This is a genomic window from Streptococcus sp. 5905, from assembly GCF_013276505.1.
Taxonomy (GTDB): Bacteria; Bacillota; Bacilli; order Lactobacillales; family Streptococcaceae; genus Streptococcus.
The window spans coordinates 106715-119361 of record NZ_VMLC01000001.1 but is presented as its reverse complement, the minus strand read 5'-3'; the positions used below and the strand labels follow the sequence as shown (position 1 = coordinate 119361).

Genomic DNA, 12647 nt, shown 5'->3' with positions numbered 1-12647 from the left:
TCATGGCCCAATCACTCAATAAAGTCATTGACCTGCAAACTACTGGAACTTCTTACCTCTCTATCTCTGGAAAGGTTGGGAAATTTCTAGTCGGGGATCAAGCCTTAGAGTTTTATCCCGATGTCAATGTTGAACAATATATCCAAATCCCCTGGTCCAGCATTCAGCAGATCGGAGCTAACGTAAGTGGTCGCAAGATTAGCCGCCACTTTGAAGTCTTCACCGATCAAGGTAAATTCCTCTTTGCCTCAAAAGACTCTGGGGCTATCCTCAAAATCGCTCGGGAAAAATTAGGAAACGACAAGGTCGTGAAACTTCCGACTCTGCTCCAGACCATTGGACAAAAATTTAAAAATCTATTTGCAAAAAAGTAGAAACTTTAGTATAATCATAGCAACGGATAAGTAGGTTATCCTCTTCTTTCAGAAAGTCTGCGGGTGCTGCGAGCAGATAGGGGAGATAAGTGAAATTCTACCGTTATCAACAATTAAATACAGAATCAAGTGCACACCTGTGAAGTTGGATGGAACCGTGGCCCTGCCACTCCAACGCTTTGTTAGGTGTGCTTTTTTCATAAAGGAGTTCTTATGTTAGATATCAAACGTATTCGTACAGACTTTGATGCTGTCGCTGAAAAATTGGCTACACGTGGTGTAGATGCTGCTATCCTTAACGAAATGAAAGAAATCGACGCTAAACGTCGTGATATCTTGGTCAAGGTCGAAAACCTCAAGGCTGAACGCAACACAGTTTCTGCAGAGATTGCTCAAGCCAAGCGCAATAAGGAAAATGCTGATGACAAGATTGCTGCTATGCAAGCTCTCTCTGCTGAAGTAAAATCTCTCGATGCTGAATTGGCAGAAATCGATGCTAAATTGACAGAATTTACCACTACTCTTCCAAACATCCCAGCTGACAGCGTTCCTGTTGGAGCTGATGAGGATGACAACGTTGAAGTCCGTCGTTGGGGTACTCCACGCGAGTTTGACTTTGAGCCAAAAGCTCACTGGGATCTTGGGGAAGACCTTGGTATCCTTGACTGGGAACGCGGTGGTAAAGTAACGGGCGCTCGCTTCCTCTTCTATAAAGGACTTGGAGCTCGTTTGGAACGTGCCATCTACAACTTTATGTTGGATGAGCATGGCAAGGAAGGCTACACAGAAGTCATCACGCCTTACATGGTTAACCATGATTCTATGTTTGGTACTGGTCAATATCCAAAATTCAAGGAAGATACCTTTGAATTGAGTGACACCAACTATGTACTCATTCCTACTGCTGAAGTGCCTCTTACAAACTACTACCGTGATGAAATCCTTGATGGAAAAGACCTACCAATTTACTTCACAGCTATGAGTCCATCATTCCGTTCTGAAGCTGGTTCTGCTGGTCGTGATACACGTGGTTTGATTCGTCTGCACCAATTCCACAAGGTTGAAATGGTCAAATTTGCCAAACCAGAAGAATCTTACGAAGAATTAGAAAAAATGACAGCCAACGCTGAAAATATCCTTCAAAAACTCAACCTTCCGTACCGTGTCGTTGCGCTCTCTACTGGGGACATGGGCTTCTCAGCTGCCAAGACTTACGATTTGGAAGTTTGGATCCCAGCACAAAATACTTACCGTGAAATCTCAAGCTGTTCAAATACAGAAGATTTCCAAGCTCGTCGTGCCCAAATCCGTTACCGTGACGAAGCAGACGGCAAGGTGAAATTACTTCACACTTTGAACGGTTCTGGACTTGCAGTTGGACGTACGGTGGCTGCTATTCTTGAAAACTACCAAAACGCTGATGGTTCTGTAACTATTCCAGAAGCACTTCGTCCATACATGGGTGGAGCTGAAGTTATCAAACCATAAAAAATAAGGCCTAGCTAGAAGATAGCTAGACCTTTTTTCGTAACCAAATCAGATAAGCACCCAATACAAAGAATAAAATAGTTAAGCAAAGGAGGGTTTCCGCAAACACAAGATAGTCTAAGAAAGGCAGTTTCAAAATTCCCTGAGCCATCTTAAGCGAGGTAGCTGTGATAATGGTTGGAAAAGTCAGGGCTGAGAAGGCTGGTTGAAAGCCTTGTTTTAAAATATTGGGCAGGCGAGTTAAAACGAAGAAAAAGAAAGATTGAGACGCCAAAATCATGACGATCAAGAGCCAAGTCGGCAAGCTTGCCCCTCCAACCCGAACTAGGGAAGCCAAGAGTAGGGAAAAGGGAGCGCAGTAGATTCCTTCTTGTCCAAGCAAGGCTACTGGGAGTGGAGTTTTCTTTAAATCCCTATAAATAAGGGGATAAAGATAGAAGGTCAAGACAAAACCGAAACTCAAGGTTGCATAGGCAATTTCAACGATGCCTACCAGAGGATAGGTCAGGGCAGCTACTGCTATCCCCACATAGAGCACCGTCCAGCTTGGAGTCGCTTTGACCCTCCGACCCGGACAGGCAAATTTGATGGTAAAGTAAGTGATTAAAGCGAGGTCCAAGAGAAAGGAAAACCACCAGAGCCCTTGTGATATCAAAAGAAGATGAGGGAACAAACGAAAGACATAAGTCGATAAAATCATCCCAGCCATGGGAAAGGTAGCCATTCCAGATAAAAGAGGGGGCTTGGTCAATTCTTTCTTGGTTTCTTCCCAATTAAAAAGATGAAGAATCAGAAAGAAAATCCATAAGACCAATCCAGTCAAACTAAATAGGTGCGAAAGAACAGGCCAAGTATCCGCAATCAAGTTTCCTGCACCTGCCAAACCTAGCAAACAACCAGAAAATACCAAGGGGAGTTTTTTCATGGCAACCTCCGTTAATCATATTATTATCAGTATAGCATAAAAGCCTTTAAAATAGCATAGAAAAATGAAGACTGGGTAGATCAGCCTTCATTTTTTATTTATGATTCGAACTAGGCATAGGGTTGCAACTCTGGGTTGATTGGCGTATTGGCTAGGTTGTTAGCATAGTTGCAAAGGCTGGCTAGGCTGACACCGAGAACCACGTCCAAGGCATTTTGTTGTGTATAGCCGACTTCTAAGAATTCAGCCAAGGCTTCACCTCCCACACGCCCTTTGGTATTGATGACCGCCAAGGTAAACTTAGCTAGAGTATCTAGTTTTGGATCTGTCTCGATTGGAGTACGGTTGCGGAGGGCTTGGAGAAGATCATCATTCATCTGGATTTGTTTGATTGAAAAGGCTGTATGACCTGCGACGCAGAAAGCACAACCATTAGTTACGGCAGCTGTGATTTGCACCACCTCACGCTCAACGGGTGTCAGGCTATTGCGACGGTTGATGGCTCCGACAGTTCGGTAGGCTTCAAGCGCGGTTGGGGCATTGGCCAAGAGACCGATTAGGTTGGGAATATAGCCGTTGTTGTCTTTTTGTACTGTTTCAAGAACTTCTTTTATTTCTGCTGGTGCTGATTCTACTGTGTGGATTGTAAATGTTGCCATAAGAAACCTCTTTTCATTTTATTGTCATTTAGTCTATCATAGAATTTTCCACTTGGATAATATATATTTTCAATCGCCTTGATAGGAAATGTTTATGAAATGAAAAAATCACACCAAAAGTGTGATTGGGTTAGTGTTTAAAATACTTTTTAGTCTCAGCAATGACGACTGGCGACAAGACTAAGAGGGCAATCAAGTTTGGCAAAGCCATCAGGGCATTGACGATGTCTGCGATAATCCAAACCATATCCAACTCGATAAATCCTCCCAACAAGACCATGAGTACAAAGACCACACGGTAGAGCCAGATAAAGCGAACACCGAAGAGAAACTCAAAACAGCGCTCTCCGTAGTAGTTCCATCCGAGAATCGTCGTAAAGGCAAAGAGCACAAGGAAGATGGTCAAAAGAGTAGGTCCAAAGTGTGAAAAAACTGTTGAAAATGCTGACTGGGTAAGCGCAACACCATTTAAATCTCCGCTCCAAACACCAGTTACCAAGATCGTCAGACCTGTCAGAGTACAGATAATCAAAGTATCAATAAAGGTTCCTGTCATGGAAATCAAGCCTTGCTCTACTGGTTCATTTGTCTTAGCTGCAGCCGCTGCAATGGGAGCTGAACCAAGACCAGATTCGTTAGAGAAGACTCCTCGCGCCACACCATTTTGGATAGCCATCCGAATGCTGGCACCTGCAAAACCACCTACCGCAGCAGCTGGACTAAAGGCTGAAGTAAAGATGAGGGTAAGTGTGGCTGGGATTTTCTCGATATTAAAGAGAATAACTGTAAGAGTTCCCAAAATATAGACAATAGCCATAAAAGGAACAACTGCTGTCGAAACCTTAGATATGGATTTGAGTCCACCAAAGACAGCAATCCCTACAAAAATGGATAAAATCAGAGCTGTGATAGCTGGTTCAACTTGGGCTGTATTTTGAATGGATTCTGTAATCGAATTGACTTGGGTAAAGGTACCAATCCCTAGAAGAGCTACCAATACACCCGCTAGGGCAAAGAAGATAGCAAGTGGACGCCACTTTTCCCCCATTCCCAAAAGGATGTAGTGCATGGGCCCTCCAGCTACAGCGCCGTTTGCATCCTTGCTACGGTATTTGATGGCCAGCAAGCCTTCGGCATACTTAGTCGCCATCCCAAAAAAGGCAGCCATCCACATCCAAAAGAGGGCCCCTGGTCCCCCAACCTTAATGGCTGTCGCGACCCCGATGATATTTCCCGTCCCAACAGTAGCTGCAAGGGCTGTACATAAGGCAGCAAAGCTCGACACATCACCGTGCCCCTTGTCCTTGGTAAAGATCAACTGAAAGGCCTTGGGGAGACGAGCCACCTGCAAAAGGCCTAGTCGGATGGTCAAATAGATACCCGTTCCGACCAATAAGATCAAGAGGGGAGGCCCCCAAACGAAAGCATCAAGCGCTTTAAGCAATTCTAACATATCCTTCTCCTATCTTTCAACCCCAAAAGAAAGAGCACATGTAAGATACATGTACTCTGGAATGCTTAGATAAATGCCTAAAAGCGGTCTATCCTAGCTCTGTCCTTTTACCTGAGAGTTTGAGCAGTTGCCTGCCTTGCCCCTTCGGTGCCTTTACGGTCTCTCCAGAGTTCCGTCCATTTACAGTCATGGAAAACAAACCTTTCTCCATTTCTATTAAACTTCATTCGGTGTTGGTATTTTATTTTTTATTATTCTACAAGAAAAGTTAGCCTTTGTCAATGTTTTCTATGAAAATTTTTAGTTTTCATTTCTTTTTTTCAGAAAGATTGACTCCTTCTTCTCTCTATCCTTTAAAGGTCACAATGGTTGCGCCACTGCCTCCAGCATTCTGTGGAGCATAGCCGAAACTCTTAACATGCTTGTTTCTTTGTAGGTATTTGGTAACACCCTCGCGTATGACTCCTGTTCCGATACCATGAATGATGTCTACTTGTGCCATGTTATTGAGCAAGGCTTGATCAATAAAGGCGTCCAGCTCATTCATGGCTTCTTCGTACCGTTTGCCTCGGAGATCCAGCCTCGCTTGCGGACCACGACCAGAAGCACGTTTGACGACATTGACTTGTTTTTTCTTGACTGGGGCTTCTTGCTGAGCCTGAACAAGGTCAAATTCTTTCTCTTCCAAGGTCATCTTGATCAAACCGACTTGGGCTTCCCAACGCCCGTCCTTAAGCTGATTGGTCAAGGTTCCACGTTGCCCATAACTGAGAACCACGATATCATCTCCAACCTTTGGAGCTCGTTTTTTCTTGGCCTTCTGAAGGACCTTGTTTTTAGATAAGTCGACTTTTTCAGGAGCCAGTTTTTTCAGCTCTGCCTTGGCTTCAATGATTTCATGGGGTTTGAGTTGAGACTTACTGTGAAGGTTCTTGAGAATCTGGTCACTCTCACTTAGAGCGAGTTCCACAATCTCGGCAGCCTGTTCACGCGCCTTATTGAGCTCAGTTTCCTTTTCACGGTTGAGTTCGTTGTAGAGTTTTTTGAGTGCCCGGTTCATCTTGAGATTTTCTTGCTCGACCTCACGGATATTGTCCAAGCGTTTGCGACTCTCTAGCGTCTGCTCTTCCAATTGTTCAATGATACGGTTGACATCATTATCTTGGTTGACCTGCTGACTGGCATCTCCTACGATGACATCTGACAAGCCCAGACGTTTGGCAATTTCAAAGGCATTGCTTCGACCAGGAACTCCCTGCATAAAGCGATAGGTCGGACGCAGACTGGCTGTATCAAACTCCATGCTGGCATTTTGCACAAAGGCTGTCTCAATACCATAGGCCTTGAGCTCTGGATAGTGGGTCGTCGCCATAGTCTTGACCTGACGCAGACGAAGATCCTCCAGAATGGCCATAGCAAGGGCTGCTCCTTCCTGCGGATCGGTACCTGCCCCAAGCTCATCTAGCAATAAGAGCGAGTGTTGGTTGACCTTGCCAAGAATATCTACGATATTGGTCATGTGGCTGGAGAAGGTAGACAAGCTTTGCTCGATAGACTGCTCATCCCCGATATCTGCGAAGATTTCTTCGAAAATACCGACACGGCTTCCCTTATCAGCTAAAATGGGCAAGCCTGACTGGGCCATGAGTTGGCTCAAACCCAAGGTTTTGAGCATGATGGTCTTCCCACCTGTATTGGGACCTGTAATGACAATGGCTGTTAATTCCTTACCAAAGTGTACATCGTTTGCAACAGCATTTTTGACCAAAGGATGGCGAACATGAAGGAGTTGAATCTCTTGATTCTCTGAAAGTTGAGGAACAACTGCTTGTCTTTCTTGGATGAAACGCACCTTGGCACGAATCAAGTCTAAATGGCCGATAATCCAAGCGTCATTAGCAATCTCAGCAGCATGAGGACGGACCCGTTCCGATAGTTCCTGCAGGATACGAATCATCTCATAGCGTTCGTCTGCTCGCAGACTAGCGATTTCTTCGCTCAGCTTGACCACCTCACGTGGCTCGATATAGACCGTATTCCCACTAGCAGAGATGTCATGGACAACACCTGCAATCTTATTACGATAGGTGTTCTTGACAGGCAAAACCTGACGGCCATTTCTGCTAGCAATGATTCCTTCGGTCAACATCTGAGCTTTTTGCTTGAGTAAGTCTTGCAAGACATCTCGAACTTGACTCTCGCTATCATGGATTTTCCGACGGATGCGTGCTAGCTCTTCACTGGCGAAATTTTCGATAAACCCTGCATCATTTAGGGATTGAAGACTCCCTTGCAAGTGTGGAAAATCATGTAGTTTTTCAAACCATCTCGCCAACTGCTCCAAGCGTATGTTTTCAAGATTGGCATAAAAACTTTGCAACTCTCTGCTAGCCAGTAAGACCCGTTTAAGGAGTAGGAACTCCTCAATATTGAGGTCTGCTCCCATCTCCAAACGCTTACAAATCGCTGATATCTCACGTGTCGCTAGGATGGTAAAGTGAGGTTGCTCCACAAAAAGCGCCTGCATTTCCTCCATCTCTGTAAAGGCTTGTTTGATCTTATCCGCCTTGGCAGTTGGAGCCAAACCTTTTAACTCCTCTAGTCCTTGTTCTGTCAGAAGATGAGGTTCAAACAAGGCTTTGATTTTATTAAATTCTAAAGTTTCTAGTATTTTTGTATTCATATTTTTTCCTTGTGTATTTGTTTACAAAATCGTAGCAACTAGAGGTTTTGACCTAGTCCTCCAATCTGTAAACAAAGGGCTAGGAAAAATCCCGCCCTTTTTATCCGATTAAATTTGTCACCCAGAGTTGTTTGATAAAGTTTGTCGTAAAAGGGATACTTTGGATGATGTGTTTAGCTACCACGCTCTTTTCAAGTGAATTTTGAACGGCTGCCATAGGCACCGTTGCAAGAATGGTCAAAGCCATTTGCAAGACAAATAAGGTTACCAATAGAGACAAGACACCTGCTCCGATACGAAACCAAGTGCCCCCTAGCTTCTTAGTCAGAATCAAGTGTAGGAACAAACCGATAAAACGTCCAATACTGTAACAAATCCCAAAAACTAGAAGGTAGGCCAGACCCGCATAAAAGACTTTATCTAGTTGAAAAAGCTGGTCTGAAGGAAAGAAAAAGGTACCCTGCCCTTCCTGAGGATTGGCATAAGGGACAAGCAAGTGAAATTGATCTCCCAGCGATTTATAAAACTGCCCAGCAACAAAGGCTGAAATCACTGCCACGAGGAAATAATAAACTTGTAGCACCAAACCTCTACGGTAGCCGATGTAAAAACCCCAAGCTAGAACCAGTAAGAGAAGGATCGAAATCATAGGGAATCCTCAATTTTGCTCTGCTCTTGCTTGACAGCCACTAACTTATTTCGAAGGTCTTTAAGCTCCTGCTCCTTATCGTCAAACTCAATCTCGCGACTGAGCTGCGTCGATAGGCTGTTAATCGCTAAAAGGAGGGCAATGGTTTCATCATCCGCTCCAGGCATTTGTTCCTTAATTGCTTGGTATTTTTCAGTCGCAACCTTGGCAATTTCCTCCATAAAGAGGTTGTCATGCTCGGTTGTCAAGGTTAATGTCTTTTTCCCGAATGTAAACTTATATCGATTTAGATTTGCCATAAAATTCACCTCACGATATTATACCAAATTTCGCTAATTTTGTCAGTTTTTACCAATTCTCCTGCTTTTGTGGTACAATAGAGACTATGGCAAGTATCACACTCACACCAAGTGAACAGGAAATTCAGAGCTTTTTAAGCCAGTATCAGAAGGCTCTCAGTCCTAGTAAAAATCCTTATATTCGCTATTTTTTGCGACTGCATCAGGTAACAGTTTCCATCTATACTTCTGGAAAAGTCCTCCTGCAGGGCGAAGCTGCTGAGCAATACGCCAGTTTCTTTGGCTATCAAGTTGTAGAGGAAAACAGTGGACAAGATTTTCCTATGATTGGGACTGATGAGGTGGGAAATGGTTCCTACTTTGGTGGGCTTGCTGTCGTGGCTTCCTTCGTGACACCTGACCAGCATGACTTCTTACGAAAACTGGGTGTGGGGGATTCAAAGACCCTAACAGATCAAAAGATTCGTCAGATTGCCCCTATCCTTAAGGAAAAAATCCAGCATCAAGCGCTCCTCCTTTCACCGAGCAAGTACAACGAAGTTATCGGGGAGCGTTACAATGCTGTTTCTGTAAAGGTTGCCCTTCACAATCAGGCCATCTTTCTCCTGCTTCAAAAAGGAGTCCAGCCAGAAAAAATCGTGATTGATGCTTTTACAAGCGCTAAAAACTATGACAAGTACTTGGCGCAAGAAGCCAACCGTTTTCCAAACAAAATTAGCTTAGAAGAAAAAGCCGAGGGAAAATACCTGGCTGTTGCGGTTAGCTCTATCATCGCGCGGGATCTCTTCCTCGAAAACTTGGAAAATCTTGGACGAGAACTAGGCTATCAACTGCCAAGTGGCGCAGGAACTGCTTCTGATAAGGTTGCTAGCAAAATCCTTCAAGCCTATGGCATGAAAGGGCTCAACTTCTGTGCCAAGCTTCATTTTAAAAATACTGAAAAAGCCAAAGCACTGCTAGAAAGGTAAGTTATGAATTATTTTAAAACATTTCTAAAAGAGTGGGGACTTACGTTCCTTATCATTATACTCGTTGGTCTCAGTCGTCTCTTTCTATGGACCAATGTCCGCGTGGAAGGACACTCTATGGATCCGACCCTAGCTGATGGAGAGATTCTATTTGTCGTCAAGCACCTCCCTATTAACCGCTTTGACATTGTAGTTGCCCATGAAGATGATGGAAATAAAGACATCGTTAAACGCGTCATCGGCATGCCTGGTGATACCATTCGCTATGAAAACGACAAGCTCTTTATCAACAATCAAGAAACCGACGAACCTTACCTAGCAGACTACCTCCAACAGTTTAAAAATGATAAACTACAAAGCACCTATTCGGGGAAAGGCTTTGAAGGGGATAAGGGGGTCTATTTTAGAAGTCTAGCCCAGAAAGCTCAAGCCTTTACTGTCGATGTAAATTTCAACACCAGTTTCAGCTTTACCGTACCTGAAGGTGAGTACCTCCTCCTTGGAGATGACCGTTTGGTTTCCAGTGACAGTCGCCATGTCGGAACCTTTAAGGCCAGTCAAATCAAAGGAGAAGCCAAATTCCGTTTCTGGCCACTCAACCGTATCGGAATCTTTTAAAACCAGCAACTAGATGCTGTGATAGTCTTTTTGAGTTAGCTTTTAGGATTAGATTGCAACTTGGCAATATCTTGTACCAAGTCCCAAATCCAAGAAAAACCTAACTAAGAGCTCTATCCCAGCTCTTTTTCTATCAAAAAGGAAACCTATGGAAGTTTATTTTTCAGGCACCATTGAACGTATTATTTTTGAAAATCCCAGTAATTTTTATCGCATCCTCCTCCTAGATATCGAAGATACCAACGCTGAGGACTTTGACGATTTTGAAATCATCGTTACGGGAACCATGGCTGACGTGATTGAGGGCGAAGACTACACTTTTTGGGGACAAATCGTTCAACACTCCAAGTACGGAGAACAACTGCAAATCAGCCGCTATGAGCGAGCAAAACCGACTCGAAAAGGGCTTGTCAAATACTTTTCTAGCAGCCATTTCAAGGGAATTGGTCTCAAAACGGCCCAAAAAATCGTTGATATCTATGGTGAAAATACCATAGACGAAATTCTGGAACATCCTGAAAAGCTAGAAAGCATTGTAGGACTCTCTGCCAAAAACCGTGAGGCTTTTGTTTCTACCCTTCGTCTCAACTATGGGACAGAGATGGTCTTGGCAAAACTGGCCAACTACGGCATTCCCAATAAACTAGCCTTTCAGATTCAAGACTTTTACAAGGAAGAAACGCTGGATATTGTCGAAAACTATCCCTACCAACTAGTTGAGGATATCAAGGGCTTGGGTTTTACCATTGCAGACCAATTAGCGGAGGAACTTGGTATCGAAAGTCAGGCTCCCGAGCGCTTTCGTGCTGGCCTTGTCCACAGTCTCTTTCAAGGCTGTATGGATACGGGCGATACCTACATGGAAGCCCGAGATTTGCTGGAACAGACCCTGACCCTCCTCGAGTCTTCCCGACCCGTAGAACTGGATCCCAGCCAAGTTGCTCAAGAACTCTCCTACCTCATCGAAGAAGACAAGGTTCAGCAGATTGATACCAAAATCTTTGATAACAGCCTCTTTTTCGCTGAGGAAGGCATTCGCAGTCACTTGGTTCGTATCCTTGAAAAAGGAAAGCAGAAAAGCCAGGATTTAGAAACCATTCAAAAGCATATCGCTACTGTCGAGGAGGAACTGGGTATCCAATACGATAGCATCCAAAAACAGGCTATCTGCGATGCTATCCAGAACAAGGTCTTTATCCTAACAGGTGGACCTGGTACGGGTAAGACGACTGTTATCAATGGGATTATCGCTGTTTATGCCCTCTTAGAAGGACTTGACCTCAGGAAAAAAAGCAACCTGCCGATCCTTCTAGCAGCTCCAACTGGTCGAGCAGCTCGGCGCATGAATGAATTGACAGGTTTGCCTAGCGCGACCATACATCGTCATTTGGGAATGACGGGTGACGATGATACCAGTCATCTGGAAGATTATCTGGATGCCGACTTTATTATCGTGGATGAATTCTCCATGGTGGACACTTGGCTAGCCAACCAACTTTTTTCCAACATCTCTTCTAACAGTAAAATTCTCATCGTAGGTGATAGCGACCAGTTACCTTCTGTTAGTCCCGGACAAGTCCTGGCTGACCTGCTCCAGATACCACTGATTCCGCAGACTCGCTTGGAACGGATTTACCGTCAGAGTGAAGAATCAACTATCGTTACCTTGGCAAGTCAGATTCGACAAGGCATCTTGCCAGCTGACTTTACTCAGAAAAAAGCAGACCGCTCCTACTTTGAAATCGCTAGTGGCCATATCCCAGCTACCATTGAGAAAATTCTTGGTGCTGCCCTCAGAAGTGGCATTGCTGCTCGTGATATTCAGGTACTGGCGCCTATGTATCGAGGAACTGCTGGTATTGACGCCATCAACCAGCTCATGCAAGACCTGCTCAATCCTCAGCAAAAGGGGCAAGTGAACTTTGAAGCAACTCAGTGTCACTATCGAACAGGGGACAAGGTTATTCACCTAGTCAACGATGCCGAAGTCAATGTCTTTAACGGAGACCTAGGCTACATCACAGACCTAATTCCTGGAAAATACACCGAGTCCAAACAAGACGAGATTGTCATTGATTTTGATGGCAATGAGGTCATCTACCCACGTAACGAATGGTACAAAATTCGACTAGCCTATGCCATGAGTATTCATAAGTCTCAGGGAAGTGAGTTTCCTGTTGTCATCCTGCCCATCACCAGTGCTAGCAAGCGCATGCTGGAACGCAATCTCATCTATACAGCCATTACACGGGCCAAGAGCAAGCTCATCCTTCTTGGCGAATTACAGGCCTTTGACTATGCAGTCAAACATATTGGGACTGCCCGTAAGACCTATCTGATTGAGCGCTTCAGTGATTTAATTGAAAATAATATTGAAGAAAGTAAACAAGCCTTCTCTGAAACTGCCACATCAAGTGACTCTGAACAATCCTACATCCTCACCGAGAAAAACTGGTCTAGCATCCCCGCTATGATTGGGATTACAGATGCAGACCTCAAAGAGATTTTTGGAAAATAGTGCATCAGAAAAC

General features: G+C 44.3%; 11 protein-coding genes and 1 riboswitch. Of the genes, 5 read left to right on the top strand and 6 right to left on the bottom strand.

Going from position 1 to position 12647, the window contains the following annotated elements:
• Positions 1–2 precede the first annotated feature (2 nt).
• Both HT680_RS00525 and serS read left to right on the top strand, forming a co-directional pair.
• Positions 3–374: a DUF956 family protein gene (locus tag HT680_RS00525; protein ID WP_000079370.1), complete on the top strand. Its 372-nt coding sequence runs from the start codon at positions 3–5 to the stop codon at positions 372–374.
• A gap of 213 nt (positions 375–587) precedes the next feature.
• Positions 588–1862 (top strand): serine--tRNA ligase, encoded by a 1275-nt coding sequence (gene serS / locus HT680_RS00520; RefSeq protein WP_173257453.1) that lies wholly within the window; start codon positions 588–590, stop codon positions 1860–1862.
• Positions 1863–1887: 25 nt separating this feature from the next.
• Here the strand turns inward: serS and HT680_RS00515 are convergent, their stop codons facing one another.
• The 6 genes from HT680_RS00515 to zapA form a co-directional block, all read right to left on the bottom strand.
• On the bottom strand, positions 1888–2787 hold the full coding sequence (locus HT680_RS00515) for a TDT family transporter (protein ID WP_173257451.1): 900 nt from the start codon (positions 2785–2787) through the stop codon (positions 1888–1890).
• Between the two features lie 110 nt (positions 2788–2897).
• Entirely contained in the window at positions 2898–3446 is a 549-nt protein-coding gene (locus HT680_RS00510) for a carboxymuconolactone decarboxylase family protein (protein WP_173257448.1), read from the bottom strand.
• 130 nt (positions 3447–3576) lie between these two features.
• On the bottom strand, positions 3577–4899 hold the full coding sequence (locus HT680_RS00505) for a sodium:alanine symporter family protein (protein ID WP_173257446.1): 1323 nt from the start codon (positions 4897–4899) through the stop codon (positions 3577–3579).
• 89 nt (positions 4900–4988) lie between these two features.
• A riboswitch (glycine riboswitch) is annotated at positions 4989–5077 on the bottom strand.
• Between the two features lie 168 nt (positions 5078–5245).
• Positions 5246–7582 (bottom strand): endonuclease MutS2, encoded by a 2337-nt coding sequence (locus HT680_RS00500; protein ID WP_173257444.1) that lies wholly within the window; start codon positions 7580–7582, stop codon positions 5246–5248.
• A gap of 100 nt (positions 7583–7682) precedes the next feature.
• The gene (locus HT680_RS00495; RefSeq protein ID WP_173257442.1) at positions 7683–8231 is read right to left on the bottom strand and encodes a CvpA family protein; all 549 of its coding nucleotides are present in this window, start codon (positions 8229–8231) and stop codon (positions 7683–7685) included.
• Entirely contained in the window at positions 8228–8530 is a 303-nt protein-coding gene (gene zapA / locus HT680_RS00490) for a cell division protein ZapA (RefSeq protein WP_000002027.1), read from the bottom strand. The genes HT680_RS00495 and zapA overlap by 4 nt, the downstream gene beginning before the upstream one ends.
• A gap of 86 nt (positions 8531–8616) precedes the next feature.
• Here zapA and rnhC point away from each other — a divergent pair, with 86 nt between their 5' ends.
• The 3 genes from rnhC (at position 8617) to HT680_RS00475 (ending at position 12634) form a co-directional block, all read left to right on the top strand.
• On the top strand, positions 8617–9498 hold the full coding sequence (gene rnhC, locus HT680_RS00485) for a ribonuclease HIII (RefSeq protein WP_173257440.1): 882 nt from the start codon (positions 8617–8619) through the stop codon (positions 9496–9498).
• Positions 9499–9501: 3 nt separating this feature from the next.
• Complete coding sequence (lepB, locus tag HT680_RS00480) at positions 9502–10116, top strand: signal peptidase I (protein ID WP_125424831.1); 615 nt, start codon at positions 9502–9504, stop codon at positions 10114–10116.
• A gap of 148 nt (positions 10117–10264) precedes the next feature.
• On the top strand, positions 10265–12634 hold the full coding sequence (locus tag HT680_RS00475) for an ATP-dependent RecD-like DNA helicase (RefSeq protein ID WP_173257439.1): 2370 nt from the start codon (positions 10265–10267) through the stop codon (positions 12632–12634).
• The last annotated feature ends 13 nt before the right edge of the window (positions 12635–12647 follow it).